Below are 26,930 nucleotides of genomic sequence, written 5' to 3'. Positions count from 1 at the left end.
TATGAAAAAACTACTTTACGGAGCGTTGCTCCTTCCCATGATGCTGCTAACCTCCTCGACCGAGCCCGAGCAGCATCCCTTTAACCTGGACCCCGACGTTGAAAAGGAACTAAAATCCTTCAAACTGGCTGAGGGCTTTGAGGTAACCCTTTTCGCCTCCGACCCGATGGTCGCAAAACCGATCCAGATGAACTGGGACACCGAAGGCCGCCTCTGGGTGGTGAGCAGTACGGTGTATCCGCATTTGAAAACCGGTGAATCGGCGAACGACAAGATATTTGTCCTGGAAGACACGGACGGCGACGGCAAAGCCGATAAATCGACCGTTTTTGCCGAAGGATTGATACAACCAACTGGCATCCTACCCGGCGACGGAGGCTGCTATGTGGCCAACTCTACCGAAATCCTGCATTTTGCCGATACCGATGGCGACGGTAAGGCCGAAAAAAAACGTCGTATCCTGAGCGGTTTCGGAACCGGCGACACCCACCATTTGATCCATACGTTCCGGTGGGGACCCGAGGGCCGGATGTACTTCAACCAGTCGATCTACATTTACAGCCACGTGGAAACGCCATTCGGTATCAAACGCCTCGAAGGCGGTGGCGTATGGCAGCTCAACACGCGCAACCTGGACATGGAGGTGTACGCACGCGGGCTTGTGAACCCGTGGGGCTTGCAGTTCGATAAATGGGGACAGTCCTTTGCGACGGATGGTGCTGGTGGCGAGGGTATTAACTACGCGTTCCCCGGCGCTACGTTCGTGACGGCTCCCGGCGCGGCGCGCATCCTGCGTGGATTGAACCCCGGCCAGCCGAAACATTCGGGTCTCGACGTCGTTTCGGGCGGGCATTTACCGGACGCATGGCAAGGCCGCATGATCACCAACGACTTCCGCGCGAACCGCATTAACAGCTTCAAACTCGAAGAGCAGGGTAGTGGTTATGTGTCAAAACAAACCGACGACCTGATGTGGTCGGACAATGTCGCTTTCCGTCCGGTGGATATCAATGTAGGTCCTGATGGCGCCATTTACGTGGCCGACTGGTACAATCCTATCATCCAGCACGGCGAAGTGGATTTCCACGATCCCCGCCGCGACCAGCAGCACGGCCGTATCTGGCGCATTGTGGCCAAAAACCGTCCATTGGTTAAAAAGCCTCAGCTGAATAAAGCTTCTGTAAATGAATTGCTTGAATCTTTGAAAGTACCCGAGGACTGGACACGCCTGCAAGCGAAACAAGTATTGAAAGCGCGTGGTACGAAGGAAGTATTGCCTGCTTTGGAAAAATGGGTGACTGGTTTGGATAAAAATGATGCGAAATACGAGCATAATCTCCTGGAAGCATTGTGGTTATATCAAACATTGGAAACCGTAAACGAGCCGGTACTGCTGAATCTGTTGAATGCAAAAAGCCACAACGTACGTGCGGCTGCATTGCGTGCGCTGGCGCTCTGGTACCCGAAAGTTTCCAATACCCCGGCATTGCTGGCGAAAGCGGTCGGTGATTCCCATCCGCAGGTACGCCTGGAAGCCGTGATCGCATTGCGCAAAACAAAGACACCGGAAGCTGCCAAAACCGCATTGACGGTTCTCGACGCGCAAATGGACGAGTTCCTGGACTTCGCATTATGGCAAACCGTTCGCGAACTGGAACCAGTTTGGGTCGCCAAACTGAAAACAGATCCGAACCTGCTTGGCGATGCTAAAAAGACCGCTTATGCATTGAAATCGGCGACAAGTGCCGATGCTGCCGCCTTGCTTACTGCATTGTACCAAAAAGGCCAGGTACCTGACGAATACCAGAAAGACGTGCTGGCGTCGATCGCCCGTCTCGGCCAGCCCGCTGACCTGAATATGCTGCTGGATCTCGCGGTTCAACCTAATAACAAGAATGCGGCCGTGCAATTGACTGCATTGGAAGAAGCAGGAAGCCAGCGCAAAGTCATTCCGAATAAAAACACCGAACGCATCGCTTCGCTGATCGGCAATGAGGACGAATCGGTTAGCCTCAGCGCCATTCGTCTGATCGGTCTTTGGAAAATCTCTTCATTGAACGACCGACTGACGAGCCTTATCCAGAATGGCAACCCTGCTACCAAGAAAGCCGCGCTCGGGGCATTGGGAGCTATTGACAAACCGAAAGCCCTGCAATTGGTAACCGACCTGACCGGCCCGAAAAATACCCCGGAAGTGCGCATTATTGCCGCTTCGCAACTGGCTGGTCTGGATGAAAAAGCAGGTGCCCAAGTAAGCGCGGAACTCATGCGCTCGCTGCCGGCGGATACCGACGTGTCGGACCTCTTCCTGGCATTCATCCCATCCAACTCCGGTGCCGCAGCATTGGCCGACGCCATCGCTGCGAAAAAAATCCCGGAAGCATTTGCCAAACGCGGACGCATATTGGTGCAGCAGCGCGCCGGCTGGACACGCCAGAGCATCGATGAGATCGCAGCCTTGAAAAAGGCCCTGGAAGCATCGGGGGGCTCTATGCCCGCACCGAAAATGCCGCAGGACCTCGACGACAAAACCATCGAGGGGCTCGCGAAGTTGGCGCGTGAAAAAGGCGATGCCGCCAAAGGAGAGCTGATTTTCCGCAAGGCCGAGTCGAGCTGCACGACCTGCCACGCCATCGGCGGCGCAGGCGGATTGATCGGCCCCGACCTGAGCAGCCTCGGTACCAGTTCGCCGGCGGAAACCATTATCCGTTCGATCATTTATCCAAGCAACTCGATCAAGGAGGGTTACGATTTGAAACGTGTCGTGAAAAAAGACGGCTCCGAACTGATGGGCTACCTCGCTTCCGACGGTGCCAACGAAATCGTGATCCGCGACGTGACCGGCAAAGAGGTTTCCATCGCCAAAAGCCAGGTACAAATAATGGAAAAGGTTCCCGGCTCTCTTATGCCTCCGGGCCTCACCGCCAGCCTCGACCGTGACCAATTCGTAAACCTCGTCGCATTCCTCACCAAACTCGGCGAACCGGGCGACTTCCGTGTGCCCGCAACGCGTTACGTGCGTAGGTGGGAGAATGTGGAGTTGAGCAAGGACCTGGCCTCTAAATTCAACATGGAAGGCCCGGTCATCGCCGGAAAAGGCGCCAGGATCACAAAGGCACCTGTATATAGCAAAGTCTCCGGTGAATTACCGGTGGATGAGCTGCCCGAAATGCAAAATGGGGCCGGCAAACCGTTCAGCATTATTAATTTTGAAATCGAAGCATTAACCAAGGGCCCGGTAGCCTTCGCATTGAACAGCACTAGCGGCGTTAAAGCCTATAACGGCAACAAACCTTTGAAAATCTCCGACGGCACCATCACCGCCGACCTTTCGCAAGGCATTCAACCCATCACACTCGTTCTAGATCGGAATGTTGTGAAAGGTGGCTTGAAAGTGGAATTGAAAGATGTAAGCGGCGGCGCGCAGACGCGGTTGAAAGTGGGTCGGTAATTTGTATTTTGAATTGTTTTGAATTGCAGCCGGGGCATGTGTTCCGGCTGTTTTTTGTTTGCTCAATACTTTCTGTCACTCGATAATCAGTATTGAATGTCTGATAAGTAACCGCGAAATTTGAATAGTTCGGACAAAGGTCCGCATTGATAAGAAGCTTGAAAAGATGTAAATTTGCTTAAACTCAAATCACTCACGTCCATGCAAACCATAGGAAAAAAGGCTGGTAATGTGTTGGAAGGCAAGCCAAAGCCGAAGAAATTGACAGCGCGGGAAATCCATGAGGATCTGATTGATATGAAGATCTATGAGGAGCGGAAGAATGGGGAGTTTATATCAGAAGAAGAAGCCATGGCATTCCTGCGGAGCCATGGTAAAATATGAGATATAAAATCAGTTACGAAAAACGCGCAATAAAAGAACTTAATAAACTACCCAAGCGGGCTGTTGTTCAGGTCGTCAAGAAGATTGATTCCTTGGGCGAGAATCCATATCAGGCAGGAGTAAGGAAGCTCGCTGCTATCCATGATGTATATCGAGCCCGCGTAGGTAACTATGGAATTCTGTATGAAATTAATGATGGAGAACTGCGGATAATAATTGTATCGATTGGCGATCGAAAAGACGTGTACAATCGGTGAAAGCTTACTCCCCCAAAATCCGATACAACTCCAGATTCAAATAATAGTGATTCCCCTGAATAACCCGCCTTTGCAATACCCCCAAATCCACTAGCTGATTCAGGTACTTTTTAGCCGTATTCTCTGCATACAGCCGCTGATCCGTCAAATGCTTCACGCGTGTGAAGGGTTGTGTGAATATCGCATTGACCAGCAATTCCGGGCGGGTAATGGCCGTGTCGTCCAGGATTACCTGACGGATGGCATCTTTCGTATTGAGGATGTCGTTGATTTTGTTGTAGGTTAGAATGGCGGTGGTTTCAACAGCATGAAGCATGAATTTAAGCCAGGTGTTCCAGTCGCCGCGCTGACTGACGCCCATTAAGCCACTGTAATAATCTTCACGGTGGTCGAGAATGTGACGGCTGAGGAAGAGGATAGGGTAGTCGAGCAAACCTTTGTGTGTGAGATAATTGATATTGAAAATTCTGCCCGTACGACCATTGCCGTCGCGGAACGGGTGGATGGCTTCGAATTGATAGTGACCAATCGCCATTTTGAGTACCGGATCGACTTTGAAGCTTTCGTCATCATTCAGGAAACTGACCAGATTGGCTAATTTCGCTTCAATAATGCCCGTTCCACGCGGAGGCGTGTATACCGGCTTGCCTGCATTAGGGCCAGTGCCACCTTGCCGGATATGGGTTTGTATGAACGGAGGTCTGATGCCTTCGGTAGTTTGATAAATCTCCTGGTAAACTACCCTGAAATAATCTTCGCTGAACCGGTCGCTATCCTTTAAAAAATCGTGGCCAAACCAAAGTGCTTCGCGATAGCGCAACACTTCTTTGGCAGAACCGCTCATTTCGTTGGGCCGCTGCTCACTGAATGCCTTGTAAAGTTCGTCATCCGTTGTAAAAATGTTCTCGATCGCACTCGACGCCTTCGCTTCTTGCAGACTGATCGTGTTGATCAGTACAGCCTGATTGGGGATCGCGATACTCCTGCCTTGCAGCTTGCCCAACGCAGCCTTTGCATTCGCCAGTGCTTCATATACTTCGATATTACGGTACAATTCTTCTGAAATCGGAAGCTCGGGAAGCTCATTCCAGGGGACATTGCGATCGGGATTGATGGGGTACGGCATAGTTTCGTGTGTTAATTTGGCATTAAACTGGCCTTTGTTTTAATGTTAGCTCTGGTTTGAGTATCAAATTTAATGCTTTTTATTGAGCTAACATTAAAATTATGAACATTTTAATGTTAGTTGGAATTTTGGCATTAAAACAGACCTTTGAATTTTAGAAGTGCCCCAATCTCGCATGTCCAAAACAGTAAATTCTCAGCTCCGCTTGTTTTAAATACTATTTCCATCTTTTTCCAATTTTAATCATGCTCAAAAAATTACTGGCCCTGTCTCTTCTGATCGGAAGCGCGGTTACGGCGCATGCGCAGCAGTTCAAGGCGTTACTTTTTACCAAAACCGCTGGTTTTCACCACGTTTCTATCCACGAGGGTGTGACGGGCGTCAGGAACCTCGCCGCCAGACACAATTTTTCGGTCGACTGGCAGGAGAATGCCGATGTTTTCAATGACAAAAGTCTGGCTAACTACTCGGTGGTCATCTTCCTGAACACGACCGGCGATATCCTGAACGAAGCACAGCAGGCCGCCCTCGAAAAATACATCAAAAGCGGAAAAGGCTGGGTAGGCATCCACGCCGCAGCCGATACCGAATACGACTGGCCGTGGTACGGCAAATTGTGCGGAGCCTATTTCAAAACCCACCCTGCGCAGCAAACCGCATTTCTGGACGTAAAGGACAGCAACTTCCCGGGCCTCGAACGCTTCCCGAAACGCATGATGTGGACCGACGAGTGGTACGAATATAAAAAGCCTCTCAACGCCGACGACCTGAAAGTGCTGATCACCATCGACGAAAAAACCTACGATCCTAAAACCAGCCAGGGCACCGGCATGGGCGATCACCCGATTGCGTGGTACCACAACTTCGACGGCGGCCGCGCATTCTACACCGGTTTGGGGCATATTGGCTTAGTTTATTCGGACCAGTCGTTCCTGGATCACCTTTACGGCGGTATTTACTGGGCTGCGACTGGTAAGGGGTTGAAGTAACAGGTGTGCGGTAAGGAGCGTTGGGCTCTTGACCGACCGCGGACCGCCGACTATCGCCGTTGATCTCGGAACTTTCGATATGCAGGCCACGGCGTGGCCTGCTGTTTATAGAAATCCGAATGCCCCAATAACGTTTCAGCTCCGTAGGAGCTTCCTGATGCACAATGCCCAAGGAAGCTCCTACGGAGCTGAAATCGTTATTGCACGGCCTATTTGCTAGAAACAGACAACCGCGCTGCGGTTTATTTTTGGGAAAACAGTTTAATGGTATAGTCGAGTAATGCGGTATCGCCGATCTTTCCGTGGCCCGGTATCACCACTTTCGCGTCGCTGTATTGCTTTTTAATCGTAGTCACAGTGGCAGACCACGCTTCGACATTGGCATCGGCCAGATTGCCTTTGGTCGCATCGACCTCTTTAATCAGGCAGCCACCGAACATTACCTTTTCGCTCGGGAAATAGCCGATAATGTTATCGCGCGTATGTCCTTCACCGTAAAACGCTGCAATGACCGCCTTTTTGCCCACTTTCAGGTCCAGCTTGCCGTCGAAACCTTTTTGAGGTACCGGAAACTTGTGTTCTTTATCGAATGCGATCGTTTTGTTCGTCGCGTATGATGGGATTCCGTGATCGTGGAATGCCTTCAACCCGCCCACACAATCCTCGTGAAAATGCGTCGCGATCACCGCCTTCACCTTGCATTTCAAACTATCCTCGACCCACCGGATCACCCGTGATGACGTCGCGTCATCCACCGGCGTATCAAAAATCACCGCCTCGCCGCCATCGAATACGATCAGTCCATTGCAAGGGACTTTGCCGAAGGTTTCGGTTTGGAGATAGGTCAGGTGCTGGTATGTGTGATCGGTTAACTTTTGCAGGACCAGGTCGTCGGTTTTGAAACTTTTGTCGGGCGTTTGAGCGCTTGCGCATGTGTATAGGAGTGTAAGCAGGCAGGTGAGAATGTGTTTTTGCATGAGTTGATTGGTGAATAGAAGTAAGGGAGCAATATAGAGGAAATTAGTATATTTGGGTACATAACTTATAAAACCATGACGAAACAAGCGATTATAGAACGGACGATCGAGGCGATAAATCAGCTTCCCGTGGATAAGGCTGAGGAGATATCGGATTTTGCCGATTCCCTCCGAAAGCGTCATGAGGAACAACAGTTAACCGAAGGCATTCAAACACTCATAGAAAATGGGGGGGCATTTGAATTTCTCCAAGATGATGAAGATATCTATTCCGTGGCCGATTTAAAGGAGGTATACAATGGTTAAAGGGGACGTGATACTGATTCCTTTTCCATTTACAAACTTGTCGGGAAATAAACTTCGACCAGCAGTCGTGCTCGCAGCGGATAATACGGATGTTACTGCGTGCTTCATTACTAGTCAAATTGGCTGGCAAGAACTAACCGATGTCTTGCTCATTCCGAGTCATGCCAATGGTTTGAAAGTGACTTCATTGGTAAGAACCAGAAAAATAGCTTCGATACAACAAAATCTCGTAAAGGGACTGCTGGGTCGCTTATCTGCAAGGAACTGACCGAACTTAATTCAAAACTAAAATCACTGCTCCAACTTCCATAACTTCCGAGCGAAACAGAACATCCTTAATCTGAATTTATGCAAACACTCTCTACCATCCTCGTAGCCCTCGTCGCGCTGGAACATCTTTACATTCTCTATATCGAAATGTTTGCCTGGGAGACCAAGGGTAAGGAAACGTTCAAAGGCTCCCTAGCGCCGGAGCTTTTCAAACCTACCAAAACGCTGGCGGCCAACCAGGGGCTCTATAATGGCTTTCTTGCTGCGGGGCTAATCTGGTCGTTGCTGATTGAGGATCATCATTGGCGGTTGTATGTCGGGGTATTCTTTCTTACCTGTGTGATTATTGCCGGGATTTACGGGGCTGTTACGGCGAGTAAGAAGATATTTTTCTTGCAGGCGTTGCCGGCAATAGTGGCTTTGGTAGTGCTGCATTTGTAATTAATTGAATGTGGGGTGAATACTCTTCATCAAATTAGAAGTAATTAAATTCGAAATCGATAAAAATGACATTTAAGTTGGAACCCACAGCGGAAATGCTGGACGAAAAAATTTTTTGGGATATCGTCGAAAGATCACTAGCGAATACAGTCGATCAGGACGATCAGGAAAGCTATCTGGTGGAAGAGATCAGCAAATTATCGCCAAAGGAGATAGTAGGTTTTCGGTTGCGGACAGATGAATTATTGTATAAATCCTACACTTCGGAAATGTGGTGTGCGTCGTACATTATGAATGGCGGTTCATCGGATGACGCTTTTGAATATTTCAGGAATTGGGTAATCTCGCGTGGAAAAGATGTGTATTACAATGCGAGGGAAAATCCGGATTCGCTTATCTCGCAGGTTTATGAGGAAGTGGATTTGTATGAGTTTGAAGCATTCTGGTATGTCGCACTCGAAGCATTCCAAAGTGTGACAGACGAGGATTTATACGACTATATCGACGAAGATAACTTCCACACGCGCGAGGGAAATTATCCTCCTATTGAATTTAATTGGAGCGACGACGACCGCGAGACCATGCAGGCGATTTGCCCGAGGCTGTACGAGCGGTTTGAGGGGACACTGGAAAGCTGAGGTTTCTGAAAAATCACTAAATAATCCTTAACCCCATTCCATAAGAATCCCCTTCGCCGCGTACAATCTTAAAATGGGTATTCAGAATAATGGCGGTATTTAAAAACGCCATCAGAAACAGCACGCACACGACCACAAATGGATTCAGGAAAAACCGTCCGGCGAAGGTTGAGAAGACCATCACGAGCGTGAGCCCGTAGACAATAATGGCCCAGGTAATCTGGAAATTGAGGATTCGCTTGCCGAGCTCCATCACGCCGGCGACGCGTTGGCGGTTGTAGAGCCATAACACAAGCGGTACCAGGACGCCGCCGAGCGGCAGGAGCCAGAACGATAACGCGGAAAGGTTGAGGATTTTCAGGAATGAAATGTCTTCGGCAGGGGTTGGGACGAGGCTTTCCACGGGGACGTCGAGCGCCTGGGCGATGAGGCGAAGCGTTTCGCCCCGCGGGATGGTGTCGCCGGCTTCGATGCGTTGCAATGTGCGCAGATTAATGCGGGCGCTTTCGGCCAGGGTTTCCTGTGAAAGTCCCTTTGCCCGGCGCAGGGCTTTGATTTGCTCAGAGGTATTCAGGTTGTTCATATTGAAGTTGTTTTACCCAAATTTAACCATTCACAAGCGGGAATGATAGCGGCATTTCTACGGCATTTGCAACCGGTGACCGGCAAAACGTTTAAGGTTGACGATCTTCGCTTATGTTGTTTTTATAATGACTCGCATTCTGGCATTCCACAAGCGCCTTCAAGTCGTTCCAACAATCTTTTATAATTGCCTCTTTCTTTTTCTGCTCCAACCTTTGATTTGTTTTTCGAATGCAATTGCCTGTCGGATGTCGTTAAATTCATATGAAAAGACGATTTCAACCGGGCGTCGTGTGAAGGTAAAGGAACCGGAGTCTTTTCCAGCATTGTGCTCGGCCAAGCGACGGCCCAAGTTGTTGGTGGCCCCGTCCGCTCTGGCTGACATTGGTACTTGCTTCCCGTAATGGTGGTATATTATCCGGTGTCACCAAGTATTGTTCCTTCTCGTTTACTATATTTAGCCAACACCAATAAATTCAATCACTTCACTCCATGCGACACCTTTTCAAAAAAACATTACTTCCCATCCTATTCTCCGGCCTGGCCGTGATTCCTTCACAAGCGCAGCAGCCGCTCCTCGGCTTTGGCGCCAATGCTGCCCAAAAGGAGCTGGACCTCGAAGCGACTTTCGACAAGCAATTGCAGGCCAACAACCTGCGCGACTGGATGAAGCGGATGACGGCTTTCCCGCATCAGCTTGGTTCGGCTTATGGCCTTAATAATGCGCTTTTTCTGCGCGATAAGCTGGCTTCCTGGGGTTTCGAGGCGCGGCTGGATACGGTGCATGTGCTTTTCCCGACGCCCAAAGTGCGCATTCTGGAACTGACGGAGCCTACGAAATTCAAGGCTTCTTTAATGGAAAAGCCGTTAAAAGAAGACGCTACATCGGCGCAGACGAAGGATGTGCTGCCGCCTTACCACGCGTTTTCGGCCAATGGGGATGTGACGGCGGAGCTGGTTTTTGTGAATTACGGCGTGCCGGACGATTATGAGGAGCTGGCGAAGCTGGGTGTGGATGTGAAAGGCAAAATCGTGATCGCCAAATATGGCGGTTCGTGGCGGGGGATCAAGCCGAAGGTGGCGTACGAGCATGGGGCGATCGGGTGCATTATTTATTCCGATCCGAAGGAGGATGGCTATTTCCAGGGCGACGTATATCCCAAAGGGGCATTTAAAAACGAGTCGGGCGTGCAGCGTGGGTCGGTGGTGGATTTGCCGCTGGCGCCGGGCGATCCGCTGACGAACGGCTTCGTGGCCGACGCCACGCATACGCGGCTATCAGTCGCGGAGGCCCCGGCGATGATGAAGATCCCGGTGCTGCCGATTTCGTACGGCGACGCATTGCCGCTGCTCAGAGCATTGGGCGGTCAGGTGGCGCCTGCGACTTGGCGCGGCGCATTGCCGATCACCTACCACGTCGGGCCGGGCCCGGCGAAGGTGCATTTGAAACTGGAATTCAACTTCGATATCGTGCCTTGCTACAATGTGATCGCGACGCTGAAAGGCAGCGAGTTCCCCGACCAATGGGTGATCCGCGGCAACCATCACGACGCCTGGGTGTTCGGCGCGGCCGACCCGGTGAGCGGGGCCGTGGCCGAGCTGGAAGAGGCGCGCGCATTGGGCGAACTGATCAAAACCGGCTGGAAACCCAAACGGACCATTGTGTACTGTTTCTGGGACGGTGAGGAGCCGGGGCTGCTCGGTTCGACGGAATGGGTGGAGAAATACCAGTCCATTTTGAAGGATAAGGCCGTGGTGTATCTCAACTCCGACGGAAACGGTCGCGGGTACCTGAGCGCGGGCGGGTCGCATACGCTCGAAAAGTTCCTGAACCAGGTAGGCCGCGACGTGACCGACCCCGAAAAAGGCACGAGCGTGATCGAGCGCCTGCGCTCGCGTATGATCCTGAACGGGAGCCCGACCGCCCGGCAGGAGGCACGCACCCGCGCCGACCTGCGCATTAGTGCGCTGGGTTCCGGTTCGGACTATACGCCGTTCATTCAGCATCTCGGCATTGCCTCCCTCAACGTCGGCTATGGCGGCGAGGACGCCGGCGGCGACTACCATTCCATTTTCGATTCCTACGACCATTACACCCGTTTCAAAGACGGCGACTTTGCCTACGGCGTCACCCTCGCCAAGACCCTAGGTCGCTCCGTCCTGCGTTTCGCGAACGCCGACGTGCTGCCTTTCGACTTCACCAACTTCGCCAACACCGTGCAGCAATACGCCTCGGAGGTAAAGAAAGAGCTCGAAAACGCCCGCACCAAAGCCGAGGACCACAACAAAATGCTCGCCGAATCCCGCTTCGAAGCCGCCGCCGACCCGAAAGACCCTTTCGTGAAGCCCGTCGCGTTGTCGGTCGCTCCCTATTTGAACTTCGCACCGTTGGATAATGCATTAGTTGCCCTTGAAAACAGCGCCAAAGCATTTGCCTTGGCTTCTTCGAAATTCTCTGCTTTGCCCGCGGATAAGTTGAAGGAGTTGAATGAGATATTGTATAAAACTGAAAGGAAGCTGATTCATGCAGATGGCTTGCCTAGGCGGCCGTGGTACCGGCATCAGATTTATGCGCCGGGCTTTTATACGGGGTATGGCGTGAAGACTTTGCCGATGATCCGGGAGGCAATTGAGCAGAAGAATTGGAAGGAGGCTGAGGAGGGGATTTTGAGGGTTAGTGGGGTTTTGGAGGGGTTTGTGGGGGAGGTTGAGCGGGCTACCAGTATTAAATAGCCGTTTGAATTTTGACTGAGGCGTTCTCGGTTAAGAGTGCCTCAGTCAAAGTTGACATTTTAGAACGACCTATCGTCTTTTCGAGCCACATCAGACTGTGGCCTTGCTGTGTATGGATATAATATTTCTTTTATCGACTTTTTAGTCCTAACACTGGATTCATTGTGATTGGTCAGGTCGAGTTTACCTAAATCAATCTTATTTTTTGTGGCAGGATGTTCGATTAGCCAATGTTTCGCCGCATGTAGGTTCGATGGAAAAACTTGTGTAATGAAGAATGCCGACACTTGCGTAAAGATGGGCCCCGTGGGATTTTTTAGTACACCATCCATTTCAATCGAAAATGGCGCGTTTTGATAATTGTGTGTATCTGTAAAGTGCCGGCGGAGGCCCAAAAGCGTATTGTAAATTTCGTCAGTACGCGGATGTCGGACGCCTATCATGTTAACACAGACAATGTAAGGTCTGTCCAACTGTCCATACTTGGCACCTTTTTCTCTTATCGCTCCTGCCAAAGCTTCTTCACACCCACCACAAAAGCTTCCTCCTAAATAACTTGCAATAGGATGGTCATCCATGATGATTCCTGCGTGAGCTCTAAGCGAAATCTTAATATCTTCATCGTCGTATGAAAAACATTCGTCGCCATGTTCGTCGTAATCGTTGTATTGCGGATGTTGCGAAGCGTGGCAGGCATCCAACCATTTTTGAAAATACTTCCTCAATTTTGAAAGTTTAGCCTGTTTATCACTTTTAAATACGATATCTTCAATTTCAACAAGATAGTTTACGCTGACTAATTTTTGGAGCTCATCATAAATTGCACCACGCTTGTTTTCCAGTGTGCGTTGATCATTACTTTTATCCGTGGCAACTTTGGCTTCTAGGTATATTTCAAAATCACCTTTTCTTGCAAGGAAATCCGGATTTTTTGTGGAATTAGGAAGTGTTGGGTGCGGAGTTAATGAGAATCCTTGCTGATAGAAGAGCTCATGTATGAATAGCTCGAAAAAGGCTGAATCAAATTGATGGGAGTAGAAGTCTCGTTTTAGTTGTCGCTTATCTGTTTCGGGGTATCTGGAAAACCAATCGTTAAGCATGTCGCGAATTGCGACAAATTCTGGCTTAGCAGTAGTGTCATAAAAATCATATGATTTTTCTAAATGCCCGGAATAGCGGTCGTCATTCCGGATTTTGTCGTCGAATAACTTTTCCATTATTTACTCTGATTGATTACTAGTCATTGCTTAGGTTTGAATGTACAAACAACCCTAATAATTTATAATGGTACTTATGACGAAAAAGCGAGTATAAAAGTGTAATAATCAGGTTTTAAAGTCTAAGCCTTTATTATTGATGCTCAGCTATCTCCCTACACAAATCCTTAGCAAACCGCTCAGCGTCTGCCTCAGATACCAATTTAACGGTAATCTCAGCCGAGTTCAAAGTCAGTTTTTCCTGAATGAAACCACTCAATTCCAAATGCCTTTTGGGAATGGATGTCAGCAAGGTAACGTCAATAAATTCGCTCGCCGTCGCCAATTCTGCAAGCTTTCCAGCCCACTTGTAAACCTTACTTCTGATATTTTCTACATTTTGTAAGTCAAACGAAACCGGCAGATAACAATGCCAAATCTCGTTTTTCCAAGCCTTGTCAAACTGAAAGCTGTCATATTTGGTCTCAACCTCGTGTTCAGTCAGCTTAGCCGTGATCCCGTATTCATCGAAATACTTCTTGTATTTTTTCTTCCAAAGGTCGGCGTCACTGGTCGCGGATTCGTCAGCTTCATTTTGCCATTTGGTGACTAGTAGGCGATAAAGGTCGGCAAGCGCTTTATTGAAGTCCAAATCGACTCCCTTTTTTACATCGGTCAAAGTCAATGAGCTGTCGTCGTCCGGGAAGATTTTTCGCGTGAGTTCCGCTAAATCCTCCGAGACTGGGAGAAGCTCCGAGAATAGCTGCTTTGTTCGAATAACTTCTTTCTCGAAATGGCGGAGGGATTTTAGAATTGCCTTGCCATCCGCGCCCGGAAAGAAAGAGGTGATTCTCCCGTATTTGGTTATGATCTTGCAATCTAGGTGTTGATATTCAGGCGAGTATACAATCACGCCGACGTTGATGAACTCGCCGGTAACGCGGTCGTGAAGATATCGGATGATTTGATATTGATACTTTTTCATGCCAAAATTGCCTGTGTCAGCTGCCTAGCAAAGATAGTCCTATTCTCGATGATCAACGCAAGATGGTTTTTAATAGTGATCAAGTCGTCTGAAAACCAAGCTGTTGGGAGTAAGTTAGATGCTTTTGTCCAGAATTTGTCGCCAAGGCGCTCAAGCCGTTCGATGAAGTCGTGGATTTGAATCTGCGTTCCCCTCAGTTTTGGATAAAGAAAATGCCTTCGGAGCATTGTTAGCTCCGTTTCGCCGAGTTCCCAAGGCCGTGGATTTCGATTGAAGGAGAGCATTAGCATAAAATCAAATGCAAGTTCGTGATCAAACACGTAGAGATCGGACTGAACTGTTAAGAGATTCGGTTTTTCTTCACGCCTGTCCGCGTTGGAAATAAACAAATCAAACGACGTGACTTGTTCTGCTTGGGAAACCTGAATTCTCGAAAGGCAGTTTTGGCCAACTACTGGAATGGTTCCGGGAACATATTTGGTGCCAAAGTTGAGGCCGATGCTATCGGTAAATCGCTTATGATGTGGATTTCCGAGAAGAGTATCGGTAAAAGCTGAGCTGACTTCGATGTAAACCGGTTCGAATGTATTCAGTCCCAGTTCCAAGGCAATCCACGCACCCAGGCATTCCTTCCTCACGGCTTGCTGGTAGATTCTTGGATGACCGAATGGCTTGATTACATAACTATCGCGGTCTCCGCTTTCCGTCTCCAGCGCTAAAACCAACATCGGTTCGGTGGTTCCCGTAGCAAGAACATCGAGCCATTCAGTCGCGTGAACTGTTTTGATCAAATAGTTTTCGTCTGTGATTTTTGACATTCAATAGCAGGTTGAAGGGTTTTGCTATTGAAAAGTTGATTTTTCAAATTGCTTACTAACTTATTATTTGTCAATGATTAAACGGCGGATTGAGTGTGAAAGGTGGTATCGCCATCTATTCTTTGGTACTCACCAACAACTCCCTAATATCCACCTTCAAGTACACGGAAATGTCGTACAGCGTCTCCAAAGTAGGTTTGTGTACAGACTTTAAGTTTTTTCCACTTTTTTCAATTCAATTTAATGTGCATGAAATGACAATTGTTTAGCATTTCATGTAAATTAATTGGCATATTACATCATATTTTGTTTTGCAAGATTCTGTATGTCAGATTGTTGGTTGTTTTTTGGTTTTTCTTTTCATCTTTTTCTGTGCTAACATTGCAAAGCAAAAATTACAAACTATGCCACACAGAAAAATATCTCCCGCCCCCACTGAACGTGGTCTCACAGTTTACAGTAAATACCTCCCACGTGTATACAAGTACGCCCTCATTCCCGAAATCCGCCTCTGTGGCAAATGGCTTCAAGAAGCCGGCTTCGAATGCGGCGACGAAGTGACCGTGAAATGTTTAGGCAATAAATTGGAGATTACTCTTAACCCAGTGGAGGAGCCGGAGCCAGCGACGGTGCGGAGGCGGTGACGAGGAAATTGGAGGTGGAAAATGCCGCCAAATAGATATTTAATGCTATTATGCGGAAAAATATCGTGTCGATTTATGAAGATTTTACTACCGCTTGTTTTCCGCCTGATTGTTTGCTCCGTAAATGGGCAATCGTTGGTTCGCGATGATTTTAAAGGGTTTTCGAGAAGCGATTTTACAATTTCATATCCTTCCGACTGGCGCGTGGATACGTCGGGTACGATGAATACCAAAGTGTTCTTTTTCTCTCCGTTAGAAGGCCCTGAAGATAAATTCAGCGATAATCTGAATGTGATGATCCAAAACCTGGCTGGCCATCAAATTGATATTCAAAAATACAAGGAAATATCTGAGCAGCAGATCAAAGCAATGTTCAGCGATGGGAAGCTGTTGGAGTCCAAGGTCATGAATAGCAATGGGCGCGAGGAATACCGGCTGTCTTACGAATTTTCACAGGGGACATTTAAATTGAAAGTGCTGGCCGTATGTTTTATCAAAAACGATATGGCTTATCTGGCGACTTTCACAAGTGAAGTGTCGAAGTTTGAGGGGTACCGGGAGACTGCGGAGAAGATGTTGGGGGCGCTTTCCATGAAGTAAGGGGTGTGAGACCTTCGATAGTCCGCCTCCGATCGTATGTCACAGATATCCTCCAAGTCTGATGCTGCTCGACGGCTTAGCCGAAATGTCCCCATTTATGATTTTCGTTTAGTGCGCATGCGGGCTTTAAATGCTTCCGGATCGAAATCTTCAATCCAACCGCTTTGCTCGCCTTCTATCAGAGCCTGCCGTAAAAGTTTCAGTTTCTCTTCTTCTTTTTCGAGCAAACGCAAGCCGGCCCTTACAACCTCGCTGGTAGAGGCATAGCGGCCCGTTTCGATCTGATTCTGGATAAATGTGTCAAAATGAGGGCCGATGGAAATAGATGTGTTTTTAGTCATGATCAATTTGCTGAGTAGCTAATTTATTAAAAGTACCAAAAATTGGTAACATTGCGCACAACAAATCCCTCCGTTGATCGAAGGGAGGAAACATTGCTTGGTATGGACTGTCTTCGACTGCGCTCAGACTGACATAACGCATTTGTCATGCTGAGCGCAGTCGAAGCATATGCACGACGTCACTTCACCGTATACCAATCCCTCACCCGCACATCAATCCCCTTATCCTTCTCATTCACCAACTTCTTAAACGCCTCGGTATCACTAAACCCCTTCTGGCCGCGATAGTGGTAGGGGTAAACAACCTTCGGCTTGAATGTCAGCACGGTGGCAGCGGCCTCATTAATATCCATCGTATAAGGCAAATTCATGCATACAAATGCCACATCGATATTCTTCAAAGCCTTCATTTCCGGCACGCCGGAGGTATCCCCGCTGAGGTAGACGGACTTGCCGCCCATTTTGAGGACGTAGCCGTTGCCACGGCCTTTGGTGTGGCGCGAGTCGGCGGTTTCGGGCAGGTTGTACATCGGGATGGCGGTGATGGAGATGCCGAGCTTTTCGGTGTTGGCGCCGTTGGCGAGGACGGTCGTTTTGGCTTTCAGGGCGTCGGACATTTTGTCGACGACGGCTTGGGGCGCAACGATCACGGTGTTGGTCAGGTCGAGGGCGTCGAGGGAAGCCGGGTCGAAATGGTCGCCGTGGATGTCGGTGATCACGATCAGGTCGGGTTTGGCGATGCCTACGAAGGTTTTAGGGGCCTGGTAGGGGTCGGCGTAGATGGTTTTGCCGTTCCACGTGAGCGCGAGCGTGGCGTGGTTGAGCGGCTGGATTTTGAGCGGACCTTTGGAGGTGGCAATTTCATCGGGTTTGGGAAGCTGCGCCCAGCAAAGCGAGACTGCGAACAGGAGCAAAAAGGTGAAAGTCGTTTTCATGTTTTGTTTGTTTTTAGAGAAATCAAATTTAGGCTTTGCCGGCCCGCAAGCAAGTTTTCGGGGATTTTTTCATCGCTTTTTAATAGCGAAGTGCCATACTTGTTTAGCTTGCAGCCGCATTGTTTAAAGCGAAATGGAATGACTTTTCATCACCCAACGGTTGCCCGGATTGCGCAGTTTGTATGCTGCCTGATTTCTGTCCTCGTCGCGGGTACATTTCACGCGTCGGCGCAGCAATTCGTTGTGGCGCCATTCAATTTTAATATCCAAAACGGCTCCTACACACCCGCGAGTACGGACGCGAAGGCGCTCGCGGAGGTGAAAACGGAGATTCCGGCGCAGACATTCGTGCAAAAACCCGACCCCGATCTGGCGCTCATCTGTCCCCGGCCGGGCGGTATTTTGCTGTTTAAATCGATGAAAAAGACTGAGCCTGACGATATTGCCGGTAAACTGGTGAACCCGTCACTGGCGATCGTGGATACGATTTTTCATAACCAGGTTTATAGTCAAAAAGTAAATGGCCAGGAAAGTTTCACGTTCGATCTTTGGTATTCCGTGCTCATTGACGGCAAGCGCTATTACACCGATTTTCGGCCGCACACCTTCGATTACCGCTACCCTTTGATGTATCACAAACAGCTTTTCATGGTGGCATCGCAAGACACAGGCTACGAAATGTACGCCGATAAAGGCTATCCCGAGCATTTCCACATCGCGATTTTTGATATGCAAAATGGCGGTATCAAAACGCGCTTCGTGAGCGAGGAACTTCCATTTTATTACGGTAACGAGTTCCTGGACGAGAGCGATAACGTCATTAAGTCCCGATACAATGAGAAGGATCACACGTTCCGCATTGAAATCGAAGGATTGAATGAGACTTACAAAGGCATTTGGGATGGTAACGTATTGAAGCATTTGAACTAGACATGGCAACGATCCATTTAACGACACTGATTCACGCACCGATAGATGCCTGTTTCGACGCAGCGCGAAGTGTTGACGCGCATTTGTCGTCCACGGCTGGCACGCGTGAGAAGGTGGTGGCGGGTCGCATGTCCGGCTTGTTTGAAGCGGGCGACGTAGTGACCTGGGAGGCAAAACATTTGGGCGTCAGGCAGCGGCTTACGGTTGAGATTGTCCGAATGTCGAGGCCAACATTTTTTGAAGACAGAATGGTCAAAGGCGCTTTTAAAAGCATGCTGCACGAGCATCATTTTGTGGAAGAAAATGGAGCTACAATCATGACCGACATATTTCGGTATGAAATGCCGTTGGGTGTTTTAGGTGATCTTTTCGACAAGTTGTATTTGGAGAAATACATGAGAAAGTTCTTGCAGAAGAGGAATTTGCATTTAAAACAGATGCTGGAAAGAGCTTAACGTTTTTTCGAAGGTCACTTTTTTAATGCAATCGGGCTATCTTCGCGTCCTTTTTTTTCAATTCCCAACTACACAATTTTTTTCAATTCCCAACTACACAATGAAGACTTTTATTCGCATTAATTTCCTGGGCCTCTTCCTGATGCCGCTGCTGACTACCGCGCAGCAAACGGAGGAAAAGCAAGTCAGGAAAACATTTGAAGACTATAAGTCAGCGATCCTGAATGACAAGGGCGAGGAGGCTGCCGGACTGGTTGATACGAAGACAATCAACTATTACGGCGATATCCTTGAAAAAGTGAAGACCGCAGATTCGTTGAAAGTCGATGGGCTTTCTTTGATGGATAAGCTCATGGTCCTGATCGTTCGTCACCGTATTCCGAAAGAGGAGATTATGACCACGAATGGCAGGCAATTGCTGGTAACGGCGATTAAAATGGGCATGGTAGGAAAGAGTTCGGTGATCAACAACGAGGTGGGCGTGGTGAAGGTGAATGGCAATTTCGCGTCGGGCGAATTGCTGGTGCGCGGCCAAAAGACGCCACTCGCATTTGAGTTCAACAAAGAAAACGGCGCATGGAAACTCGATCTCACAGCGGCCTTCCCGGCAGCGCAAGCGGCGTTTCAGCATCTGGTAAAGGAAAGTGGACAGCCTGAAAATGAATATTTACTGTCGCTGGTCGAGTTATCGTCCGGTAAGGAGGCGACGAGGGAGGTTTGGTTGCCTGTACAGCGGTGACTTGCGCTCAACGTATTTTGACTGTCAGCCTGAGCGGAGTCGAAGGCCGTTGCTATGAAGGCCTTCGACTCCGCTCAGGCTGACAGTTGCTTCGACCGCCCGGCGGTCCGCTCAGTGTGACGTTAAACCTCCTATACCATAGGCGCTTCTTCCTCGCTCACAGACGGTTCCACGGGTACGCCTGCGAGCCTTTGCAGCACGTGAGCGACCACGGGCCTGCAACTGAACAGGTACGCGTGATGGGTCATGAGGTAATGCCTGTCCCAGAATGTTTTCAGCAGGTTAATGCCGCTATAATCGCCGGTTTGTGCTTTGGCCATAGCGGCGTCGGTATTTTCCAGAAAAGGATAAAACAGCGGGTCGGCATCCGGGCCGGTGCTTTCTTTGATGATATCCAGTACATTATAGAAATTGAAACCTTCTTCGAGTTCGATGCTGGGGTCATTTTTGAAAATCTGGTCGCCGTAGGTGCCCAGGTTCCGGAAATCGGTGGTGAGGCCATCGGCGTCGGGACGCGGATTGAACTCCGCGGTATTTGCGTTGAGGTTGAACTGTTTGGAACTGACGTACAACAGGTAATCACTCGGGTCGTAGTAAATATGGACGTGCTTGCCGAGCTGTTTCAGCGGGGCGTAGTTGTAGTGAAAATGCGGTCCTCTGAACTTCCTCCGCATGTTTCTCAGTTGCACGCCACCTTTTTGAACGGCCAGGTGCGTCACATCCGAGGCCATGAGGAATATGTTCTCGAAAATGCCGGTCGGGATACTGTGGCCTTCGCCGGGGTTGATCATGCCGTTCAGCAGCTGATGTCCGAATGAGTGCACCACCAGGTTCAGCGTTTTTCCGGCTTCTTTCAGCTTTCGAGAGAGTACTTCAAAGTATTCGAACAAACCGTTTCTGGTAAACTGCTCTCCGTAGCCGATCGAACGGTCGTCGGCCTTCTTGCGCCAGCCGTACGATGGCCAGCCGAAGTAAAGCACATTGGCGACGGTATTATCGGGGTGGGCGAAATAGCTCTGTACAAATTGCGGTACGAGGTCCAGTTTCAGGCCGGGTTCCCAGTCGAAGCCATGAATGTATACAAAAACGTGTTTTCGCGACTCAGGGAGCTTGGCGGCAGCCTGCGTTACACCTGTTGCAAATACCTCGGGAAACAGCTCATTTACCCTGAAAGGAAGGTTGGGCGAGGGCGGAAGGTTGGCGAATGAGAGCTTGCTAGGGGCATCAGCCATATCGATCACCGGAATGCCGGCTTTGCTGGCCCGGTAACAGATGAAGAAATGGGCTTTGTCATTGGTTGACAAGCCGGAATAGGCGTCGAGTTCCACTTTGTTCCCGATCACTTTCGTTCCGTCGGCGGTAATGTACCAAACGGTACGTCCGTCATTTTCCGCCCGGGTGACGGTCACTTTCGTGCCTTTCGTGAAAAACGGTCGCGGGCCGTTTAGCCCGGGCCGCTGCGATTGCTGATCGAGGTCGTCGTTGATTATACCTTCCATGAGCGGTGGTGTTTAAGAATCGAGGTAGTTCTACAAGTTAGCTACTATCCCTGATCTACTCAATCGTTTGTTATTTACCGGTAGGCTGTGGGGCAAATGCGCAAATAATTGCCCGGAGTGGCATGTTTGGCATAGTTTTGGCTGAAATATGGGTATAACCATCCAAACACCAAAGATGAAAGCTGTTATTTCGATGTTATTCGCTGCCTCAGTAATGGTAGCTTGTAACACGCAGTCAGACAAGCAGGAAGCACTCTTGAAATCACAACAAAAAACCATTGACTCCATGCGTGTGGTCATGGAAAAACAAGCCATCATAGATTCAATGAATGCTTTGCAAGCGCAACGCAAGGAAGCAGAAAAGTGGGAAGATCTTGAGAAAAATGAGGCAACAAACCACACTCAGGCCGTTGCAAGCGCACCGGCTGCCGCATCGGCCCCGGCTAAAAAGAAATGGAGCCATACGGCCAAAGGCGCACTGGTAGGAGCGGGCACGGGTGCCATTACGGGCGCGATCGTGAACAAGAAGCATGTAGAAGGTGCGCTGATCGGTACGGTAATTGGCGCGGGCGTGGGGGCTGGTACAGGCGCGATTGTCGACCACTCCGTGAAGAAGAAACGTCAGCAACAGCAATAATAATCACATACGCTATATAGATTCGGATTGCCGGTCGTAAGGCCGGCAATTTTTTTGTGCCTGCTCATTTCAAGGGTTCCGGTACCAGCATTGCTGCTTTGCCCTGTCTCGGTAACCGGTATACGTCGCCATTGGCATTGGAAAAGTAAATGAACGATTCCGATGGTTTCCGACCATGGCCATCGGCCCAGATTGCGTAAAAACCATCTTGCGCGTGCGCAGGCCTACGCACGTAGGAGTGGTTCATCGGGCTGTTCCGGGTAAGGCGCCTTTCCAAAGCCCAATTCACGCCGCCGTCGTCGCTCCGCCACATGGCCACTTCCCCGCCCGGATTGTAGGCCTGCGGTCCGTCGTAGGTAGGCCCTACGACCCGCCAGCTGTTTCCGGAAATGTGGTAAACAGAACCCATATCGTAATTGTTATCGGACGTCGTCACAATGTGGTGCTCCCAACCCTGATTACCGGGGCGGAACAACGTCCATTCACGCGGACCGTTGGCCGGGCCGGCTTCGTAACCTTTGCTGGCAATGACGAGGATCGCCGGTTTGTTGTGCTGGTCGAACGTGATGTCGAGCAGGTAGCAATTCCGCTTTTCATTCGCGTAGTCATGAACGGTAGCGGGGTTCTGCCGGCTGGTTAAGGGCAGTTGCACGGTGTCGTGTCCGATGTTCTGCCAGGTTTTGCCAAAATCCGATGTTTCGAGGTAATGCAGGTTGGTGCGATAATTCAGTCCTTTGCCTTTGGGATGACAGTCAAATGCGACACCGATTTTTCCATTTCGCTCCGTGCTGATCTGGTAATGCCCTTCCTCGATATGTGCGAGCACTTTCCATTCATTCCAATGCACACCATCGGCCGTCGTATTGTACCCGATTACGCGCTGGCCGGCTTTGTTGTATTTGGTAAAAAGGGCAATGAATCCTCTCCCTTTTACCGGATATACCTGGAAATAGGAGAAGTTGGTAAACGGCTGCGGCTTTCCATCGACCAGTTCCGTGGCGTTAACCCGTTTGAAATCACTGATATCATAAGGCTTTTTGCTTCTATGAATGTAGGAAGGTCGCGAAATGCCATGCGAGGTCGAGAAAGTCCAGATATGACCGCGATCGTCGATGGAAATCACCGGGTTATCATGTGCGTCGGTCGTTTTTTTGTCCAGAATCGTTAGCGGGTTGGCTACTTTGCCGGTTCGGTGATCGAAGTAAGAGACATTGTGCAACAGGGCGGAATTGGCGCTGTCGGTGCCACCAAAACAGAAGAATGTCTTATCTACCTGCCTCGCATAAATGGCGAACGGGCGGTGATTGGCCGGGTAAACCGCGAGCCCGCCGCTGTATTTGTACACATATTCGTCATTCGAAGGCTGGTTCCTGTACCAGATCCCCCGGAAGCCGTTGGCCCTTTTCATAATGATTTCCGCTTCTGCGAAACGATCGTCCTGGGCGAGTGTCGTACATGTGGTCAGGAATGTAATGAATGTCAGGAGGGTCAGGAATTGTCTTAACGGCAGGCGGTTTTGTTTTGCGGGGGTCATAGGGCGGGCGGTGTAACTGGTGATTACATTATTTAAGTAAAGCCTGTCTGTGATGGTTTATTACTGATAACCAGTACGTATTAGAAATTCCATTCCCATATTGTACCTTGTAAATCTAATACTAAGTGTTATAATTACAAGGTAAAGTGTTTGTGAAACCCGCAGTAAATCCTTATTTTTACCTTGTAAATCTAACACCAGATGTTATAATTGCAAGGATGATACCACGGATAGCAAAGGAAGAAATCGACGAATTACTGGATAACTTTCCGGCTGTGGGTGTGCTGGGGCCGCGCCAGATCGGCAAAACTACGTTGGCCGAACTCGTGGCGGAATCGCTCGACCCGAAGCCCATTTATCTCGACCTGGAAAACCCAACTGATCTGGCCAAATTAGATGACCCCGAAGCCTATTTCGAGGCACATAAAGGTAATCTCATTATTCTTGATGAAGTTCATCGGGTTCCCGGACTTTTCCCGGTGCTCCGCGGCGTTATTGACCGGCGGAGAAAGGAAGGCCTTCGAACCCGGCAATTTCTGATCCTGGGATCGGCATCACTCGACCTGCTAAGGCAATCGTCGGAGACGCTGGCAGGAAGGATCGCTTACCGGGAGCTGTCGGGGTTTGTGATCAATGAAATTGAAGAGACGAGCCCGCGTGCCCAGGATAAATTGTGGTTACGCGGTGGTTTTCCGGATAGTTTTCTTTCCAAAAATGATCTGAATAGCTTTCGCTGGCGGCTCAATTTCATTAATACCTATCTGGAACGGGACATTCCGCAATTCGGGCCACGCATCCCGACGGTCCTGCTCCGACGGCTTTGGACCATGCTGGCGCACCATCAGGGCGGACAGTTGAACACGGCTCAGTTGAGTTCGAGTCTGGACATTGCATTGCCGACGGTAAAACGTTACGTAGAATTGCTGGAAGACCTTTTTCTGATCCGTACATTACGGCCGTGGTCGGGCAATGTGGGCAAGCGCCTCGTGAAAACGCCCAAGGTATACATCCGCGACAGTGGACTCACGCATGCGCTGCTCAATCTTGCAACCTTCGACGATCTGCTGGGACACCCGGTATCGGGCAACAGCTGGGAGGGGTTTGTGATCGAAAACCTGATGGCGGTGCTGCCATTGGGTATGACACCGTGGTACTATCGCACGTCTGCCGGTGCGGAGATCGACCTTGTGCTGGAACGGGGGGCGAACGAGCGCTATGCGATAGAAATCAAAAGATCGCTTTCTCCCTCGTTATCGAAAGGTTTTTACCTGGGCTGTGAGGATATCGGGGCTGAAAAGCGATTTTTGGTGTACCCGGGTAAGGAAAGGTTTCCAATTGCCCAAAACGTCACGGTTATTCCGCTGGCGGAAATGGTTACTGAATTGATCAATTTGAAAATATAGCATTAAAATGGCCTGGAATCCGGATACCTATAACCGTTTCAAAAGCGAACGCTCGGCACCGTTTTACGACTTGCTGGCTCTGTTGAAAGTGCAACCCGACCTGAACGTGATTGATCTGGGCTGCGGCACTGGTGAACTTACCGCCCTGCTGGCCGAAGCGCTGCCCGGTTCGCATGTTCTGGGTGTCGATTCGTCACGGGAAATGCTCGATAAATCAGTGAAAACCGGAGGAGGCGTGCTCCGTTTTGAATGCATTTCCATCGAAGATCAGCTGAAAAAGCAGCAGCAATGGGATGTTGTACTCTCCAATGCGGCCCTGCAATGGGTACCGGACCACGAAACGCTGTTTCCCCGGATCATTACCAAAATAAAGCCTGGCGGTCAGCTGCTGGTACAAATGCCGGCCCAGCATCATAACCTGACGAATCAGCTGCTCGAAGAATTGGGCACGTGGGAACCTTATGCTGATATTTACCAGGGTTGGAACCGCGTTTCCCCCGTGCTCGAAATCAATCGCTATGCGGAAATCCTATTTGAAAACGGCAGCAAATCGATGCAGGTTTTTGAGAAAATATATCCGCTGGTGCTGGATGATGTGGAGGCGTTGCTTACCTGGGTTTCCGGTACAGCACTGATACCATATCTGGAACGGTTACCCGAGCATTTAAAAAGTCGGTTTCGGAATGATTACAGGGTGTTACTACATCAGTATTTTCCAAAAATGCCTGTTTTTTATCCATTTAAGAGGATATTGATGGCAGCGCAGTTTTAAACTAACGAGTGAAAGATTGGCGATCTTTTTTTGTAAATTTGAATATGGACACGCTACTGATCAACATATTGGATCCCAAAGCCGCCAAACTCTTGCGAGACCTGGAAGAAATGGAATTGATTTCCATTCAAAACCCAGATGAAAGTGGTTTTGCCTTCGTTTTAAAAAAGCTTCGTTCCAATTCTGACTCAACTCCGACGCTTGAAGAAATAACCGCCGAAGTCGAATCAGAAAGGGCGAAGCGATATGCCGGATAAACCGCAAAGAACAAATTGGCCGAACACAGATCAAAACTTTGACAAACTTCCTCGGAATATAACAGTATAAGGGCCAATGCGACCGGCCATACATGAGTTTTAAGCCTGATACGCCCCCGCAAACCGCTTCGCGAAGTCTTCCAGTTTGAAGGTGCCCTTTATTTCTCCGCTATTTTTCCAGTAATCTTCCTGCATTTTGCCGTTTTGCAGCGCTTGTCCCATGTCGCGGTACAGGCCGGCGAAGCTTTCGTTGAGACCGGCCTGGAGCATTCCGTTATAGGCGTCCTCGTCGGAAAAGATGACCCATGGCGCGCCCTCTTTGCCGACGGCTGCCCCCAATACCGCCGCAATTTCGGACGGGTGGCGCTCGTCGCTGGAAATGTAGGTGATGGTTTGGGCTTCGGTGAATGGCGCGAGAAGTTGCTCAGTAGCGACTTTGGCGATGTCGTCGGTGTCGACCAGGACGAGCTTTTCTTCGGTGCCGCCAAAGTTGCTGCCGGCAATGCCCGCATTTTTGATCAGGCCGATTTGTGCGTACAGATTATTGAAAAAGTAGGAGGGACGGAGGATTTTTACCCGTAAACCCGGGATTTGAGCTAGTTTTTCTTCCAGATAACCCAAAGCATCGATCGGTCCCGCGCCCTTACGCAGGTGTGCGCCCAGGCTGCTCAAGAGCACGATGCGCGTAACGCCTGCGGACTGAATGGCTTTCAGGTACTTGTCAGCCACTTCCAACTGGAATGCAGCATAGTCGGCAACGGAGAAATCGGAAGGTATCATGAGGTAGGCTACATCGCCACCTTTGAATGCGGTTTCCAGAAAAGCCAGGTCTTGCACCGAACCAATAGCGGCTTGTGCACCGAGGCTTTCGATTTGTTCTTTCTTATCCGTATTGCTGCTGATGACAACTACTTCATGACCAGCTTTTACCAGATTTTGGGTAACAGGCAGGCTAATATTACCGAGCGACCCCGTGATGATGTATTTCATGTCTTTTCGAATTGTTTTTTGACGGGACAAAACTATATTTG

At 49.5% G+C, this 26,930-nt stretch carries 30 protein-coding genes; 18 read left to right on the top strand and 12 right to left on the bottom strand.

Annotated features, from left to right (window positions below; translation table 11 throughout):
* The first annotated feature begins 1 nt into the window (after nucleotide 1).
* The 3 genes from J7619_RS10175 (at nucleotide 2) to J7619_RS32245 (ending at nucleotide 4,092) form a co-directional block, all read left to right on the top strand.
* Entirely contained in the window at nucleotides 2-3,451 is a 3,450-nt protein-coding gene (locus J7619_RS10175; protein WP_291197575.1) for a PVC-type heme-binding CxxCH protein, read from the top strand.
* Nucleotides 3,452-3,652: 201 nt separating this feature from the next.
* On the top strand, nucleotides 3,653-3,835 hold the full coding sequence (locus J7619_RS10170) for a hypothetical protein (protein WP_291197573.1): 183 nt from the start codon (nucleotides 3,653-3,655) through the stop codon (nucleotides 3,833-3,835).
* The gene (locus J7619_RS32245; protein ID WP_409012718.1) at nucleotides 3,832-4,092 is read left to right on the top strand and encodes a type II toxin-antitoxin system RelE family toxin; all 261 of its coding nucleotides are present in this window, start codon (nucleotides 3,832-3,834) and stop codon (nucleotides 4,090-4,092) included. The genes J7619_RS10170 and J7619_RS32245 overlap by 4 nt, the downstream gene beginning before the upstream one ends.
* Nucleotides 4,093-4,096: 4 nt before the next feature.
* On the opposite strand, the gene J7619_RS10165 is transcribed toward J7619_RS32245, so the two are convergent.
* Nucleotides 4,097-5,218, bottom strand: coding sequence for a Fic family protein (locus J7619_RS10165; protein WP_291197571.1), 1,122 nt, complete (start codon nucleotides 5,216-5,218; stop codon nucleotides 4,097-4,099).
* 245 nt (nucleotides 5,219-5,463) lie between these two features.
* Between J7619_RS10165 and J7619_RS10160 the strand changes: the two genes are divergently transcribed.
* Complete coding sequence (locus J7619_RS10160; protein WP_291197569.1) at nucleotides 5,464-6,207, top strand: ThuA domain-containing protein; 744 nt, start codon at nucleotides 5,464-5,466, stop codon at nucleotides 6,205-6,207.
* A gap of 242 nt (nucleotides 6,208-6,449) precedes the next feature.
* Here J7619_RS10160 and bla read toward each other — a convergent pair whose 3' ends face one another.
* Nucleotides 6,450-7,184 carry a subclass B1 metallo-beta-lactamase gene (bla, locus tag J7619_RS10155; protein ID WP_291197567.1) on the bottom strand — a complete coding sequence of 245 codons (735 nt, stop codon included), beginning with the start codon at nucleotides 7,182-7,184 and terminating at the stop codon, nucleotides 6,450-6,452.
* A gap of 75 nt (nucleotides 7,185-7,259) precedes the next feature.
* Here bla and J7619_RS10150 point away from each other — a divergent pair, with 75 nt between their 5' ends.
* The 4 genes from J7619_RS10150 to J7619_RS10135 all read left to right on the top strand — a co-directional run bounded on the left by J7619_RS10150 (nucleotide 7,260) and on the right by J7619_RS10135 (nucleotide 8,839).
* Complete coding sequence (locus J7619_RS10150; protein WP_291197565.1) at nucleotides 7,260-7,490, top strand: hypothetical protein; 231 nt, start codon at nucleotides 7,260-7,262, stop codon at nucleotides 7,488-7,490.
* Nucleotides 7,483-7,758: a type II toxin-antitoxin system PemK/MazF family toxin gene (locus tag J7619_RS10145; protein WP_291197563.1), complete on the top strand. Its 276-nt coding sequence runs from the start codon at nucleotides 7,483-7,485 to the stop codon at nucleotides 7,756-7,758. Before J7619_RS10150 ends, J7619_RS10145 begins: the two co-directional genes overlap by 8 nt.
* 80 nt (nucleotides 7,759-7,838) lie before the next feature.
* Nucleotides 7,839-8,201, top strand: a complete 363-nt coding sequence (locus tag J7619_RS10140) for a DUF1304 domain-containing protein (protein ID WP_291197561.1) — start codon at nucleotides 7,839-7,841, stop codon at nucleotides 8,199-8,201.
* Nucleotides 8,202-8,266: 65 nt separating this feature from the next.
* A complete protein-coding gene (locus tag J7619_RS10135; protein WP_291197559.1) occupies nucleotides 8,267-8,839 on the top strand; it encodes a DUF4240 domain-containing protein in 573 nt (190 codons plus the stop codon).
* Between the two features lie 16 nt (nucleotides 8,840-8,855).
* Here J7619_RS10135 and J7619_RS10130 read toward each other — a convergent pair whose 3' ends face one another.
* Entirely contained in the window at nucleotides 8,856-9,422 is a 567-nt protein-coding gene (locus tag J7619_RS10130) for a helix-turn-helix domain-containing protein (protein WP_291197557.1), read from the bottom strand.
* Between the two features lie 180 nt (nucleotides 9,423-9,602).
* Complete coding sequence (locus J7619_RS32240) at nucleotides 9,603-9,806, bottom strand: GIY-YIG nuclease family protein (protein WP_409012717.1); 204 nt, start codon at nucleotides 9,804-9,806, stop codon at nucleotides 9,603-9,605.
* 107 nt (nucleotides 9,807-9,913) lie between these two features.
* Between J7619_RS32240 and J7619_RS10125 the strand changes: the two genes are divergently transcribed.
* Complete coding sequence (locus J7619_RS10125; RefSeq protein WP_291197555.1) at nucleotides 9,914-12,154, top strand: M28 family metallopeptidase; 2,241 nt, start codon at nucleotides 9,914-9,916, stop codon at nucleotides 12,152-12,154.
* A gap of 59 nt (nucleotides 12,155-12,213) precedes the next feature.
* On the opposite strand, the gene J7619_RS10120 is transcribed toward J7619_RS10125, so the two are convergent.
* The 3 genes from J7619_RS10120 to J7619_RS10110 all read right to left on the bottom strand — a co-directional run bounded on the left by J7619_RS10120 (nucleotide 12,214) and on the right by J7619_RS10110 (nucleotide 15,153).
* Nucleotides 12,214-13,371 carry a hypothetical protein gene (locus J7619_RS10120; protein ID WP_291197553.1) on the bottom strand — a complete coding sequence of 386 codons (1,158 nt, stop codon included), beginning with the start codon at nucleotides 13,369-13,371 and terminating at the stop codon, nucleotides 12,214-12,216.
* A gap of 133 nt (nucleotides 13,372-13,504) precedes the next feature.
* Nucleotides 13,505-14,335 (bottom strand): DUF3037 domain-containing protein, encoded by an 831-nt coding sequence (locus J7619_RS10115; RefSeq protein ID WP_291197551.1) that lies wholly within the window; start codon nucleotides 14,333-14,335, stop codon nucleotides 13,505-13,507.
* Nucleotides 14,332-15,153, bottom strand: a complete 822-nt coding sequence (locus J7619_RS10110; protein ID WP_291197549.1) for a HipA family kinase — start codon at nucleotides 15,151-15,153, stop codon at nucleotides 14,332-14,334. The genes J7619_RS10115 and J7619_RS10110 overlap by 4 nt, the downstream gene beginning before the upstream one ends.
* Nucleotides 15,154-15,557: 404 nt before the next feature.
* Here J7619_RS10110 and J7619_RS10105 point away from each other — a divergent pair, with 404 nt between their 5' ends.
* Nucleotides 15,558-15,797, top strand: a complete 240-nt coding sequence (locus J7619_RS10105; protein WP_291197547.1) for a SymE family type I addiction module toxin — start codon at nucleotides 15,558-15,560, stop codon at nucleotides 15,795-15,797.
* Nucleotides 15,798-15,872: 75 nt separating this feature from the next.
* Complete coding sequence (locus tag J7619_RS10100; protein ID WP_291197545.1) at nucleotides 15,873-16,397, top strand: PsbP-related protein; 525 nt, start codon at nucleotides 15,873-15,875, stop codon at nucleotides 16,395-16,397.
* A 95-nt stretch (nucleotides 16,398-16,492) separates the two neighbouring features.
* Here the strand turns inward: J7619_RS10100 and J7619_RS10095 are convergent, their stop codons facing one another.
* Together J7619_RS10095 and J7619_RS10090 are read right to left on the bottom strand one after the other, a co-directional pair.
* A complete protein-coding gene (locus tag J7619_RS10095; RefSeq protein WP_291197543.1) occupies nucleotides 16,493-16,738 on the bottom strand; it encodes a type II toxin-antitoxin system ParD family antitoxin in 246 nt (81 codons plus the stop codon).
* A 179-nt stretch (nucleotides 16,739-16,917) separates the two neighbouring features.
* Nucleotides 16,918-17,673 carry an MBL fold metallo-hydrolase gene (locus tag J7619_RS10090; RefSeq protein WP_291197541.1) on the bottom strand — a complete coding sequence of 252 codons (756 nt, stop codon included), beginning with the start codon at nucleotides 17,671-17,673 and terminating at the stop codon, nucleotides 16,918-16,920.
* Nucleotides 17,674-17,811: 138 nt separating this feature from the next.
* Between J7619_RS10090 and J7619_RS10085 the strand changes: the two genes are divergently transcribed.
* The 3 genes from J7619_RS10085 (at nucleotide 17,812) to J7619_RS10075 (ending at nucleotide 19,797) form a co-directional block, all read left to right on the top strand.
* Nucleotides 17,812-18,603, top strand: a complete 792-nt coding sequence (locus J7619_RS10085; RefSeq protein ID WP_291197539.1) for a hypothetical protein — start codon at nucleotides 17,812-17,814, stop codon at nucleotides 18,601-18,603.
* Between the two features lie 2 nt (nucleotides 18,604-18,605).
* Nucleotides 18,606-19,058, top strand: a complete 453-nt coding sequence (locus tag J7619_RS10080; protein WP_291197537.1) for an SRPBCC family protein — start codon at nucleotides 18,606-18,608, stop codon at nucleotides 19,056-19,058.
* 100 nt (nucleotides 19,059-19,158) lie between these two features.
* Nucleotides 19,159-19,797 (top strand): hypothetical protein, encoded by a 639-nt coding sequence (locus J7619_RS10075; RefSeq protein ID WP_291197535.1) that lies wholly within the window; start codon nucleotides 19,159-19,161, stop codon nucleotides 19,795-19,797.
* Nucleotides 19,798-19,928: 131 nt separating this feature from the next.
* Here the strand turns inward: J7619_RS10075 and J7619_RS10070 are convergent, their stop codons facing one another.
* Nucleotides 19,929-21,296: an alpha/beta hydrolase gene (locus J7619_RS10070; RefSeq protein WP_291197533.1), complete on the bottom strand. Its 1,368-nt coding sequence runs from the start codon at nucleotides 21,294-21,296 to the stop codon at nucleotides 19,929-19,931.
* Nucleotides 21,297-21,471: 175 nt separating this feature from the next.
* On the opposite strand from J7619_RS10070, the gene J7619_RS10065 reads away from it, so the two are divergent.
* Nucleotides 21,472-21,933, top strand: a complete 462-nt coding sequence (locus tag J7619_RS10065) for a glycine zipper family protein (RefSeq protein ID WP_291197531.1) — start codon at nucleotides 21,472-21,474, stop codon at nucleotides 21,931-21,933.
* 64 nt (nucleotides 21,934-21,997) lie between these two features.
* Here J7619_RS10065 and J7619_RS10060 read toward each other — a convergent pair whose 3' ends face one another.
* Nucleotides 21,998-23,467 carry a BNR-4 repeat-containing protein gene (locus J7619_RS10060; protein WP_291197529.1) on the bottom strand — a complete coding sequence of 490 codons (1,470 nt, stop codon included), beginning with the start codon at nucleotides 23,465-23,467 and terminating at the stop codon, nucleotides 21,998-22,000.
* Nucleotides 23,468-23,685: 218 nt separating this feature from the next.
* On the opposite strand from J7619_RS10060, the gene J7619_RS10055 reads away from it, so the two are divergent.
* Genes J7619_RS10055 through J7619_RS10045 form a run of 3 tightly spaced genes read left to right on the top strand, consistent with a single transcriptional unit; the run spans nucleotide 23,686 to nucleotide 25,899 of the window.
* Nucleotides 23,686-24,870 carry an ATP-binding protein gene (locus J7619_RS10055; RefSeq protein WP_291197527.1) on the top strand — a complete coding sequence of 395 codons (1,185 nt, stop codon included), beginning with the start codon at nucleotides 23,686-23,688 and terminating at the stop codon, nucleotides 24,868-24,870.
* Between the two features lie 7 nt (nucleotides 24,871-24,877).
* Nucleotides 24,878-25,642: a methyltransferase domain-containing protein gene (locus J7619_RS10050; RefSeq protein ID WP_291197525.1), complete on the top strand. Its 765-nt coding sequence runs from the start codon at nucleotides 24,878-24,880 to the stop codon at nucleotides 25,640-25,642.
* A 44-nt stretch (nucleotides 25,643-25,686) separates the two neighbouring features.
* On the top strand, nucleotides 25,687-25,899 hold the full coding sequence (locus tag J7619_RS10045; RefSeq protein WP_291197523.1) for a hypothetical protein: 213 nt from the start codon (nucleotides 25,687-25,689) through the stop codon (nucleotides 25,897-25,899).
* Nucleotides 25,900-25,998: 99 nt separating this feature from the next.
* Here J7619_RS10045 and J7619_RS10040 read toward each other — a convergent pair whose 3' ends face one another.
* Nucleotides 25,999-26,889, bottom strand: coding sequence for an SDR family oxidoreductase (locus J7619_RS10040; RefSeq protein ID WP_291197521.1), 891 nt, complete (start codon nucleotides 26,887-26,889; stop codon nucleotides 25,999-26,001).
* Nucleotides 26,890-26,930: the final 41 nt, after the last annotated feature.

This window comes from Dyadobacter sp., assembly GCF_017744695.1.
Lineage (GTDB): Bacteria > Bacteroidota > Bacteroidia > Cytophagales > Spirosomataceae > Dyadobacter.
Note: the sequence above shows the minus strand (reverse complement) of the source record. Positions and strands in the feature narration are given on the sequence as shown.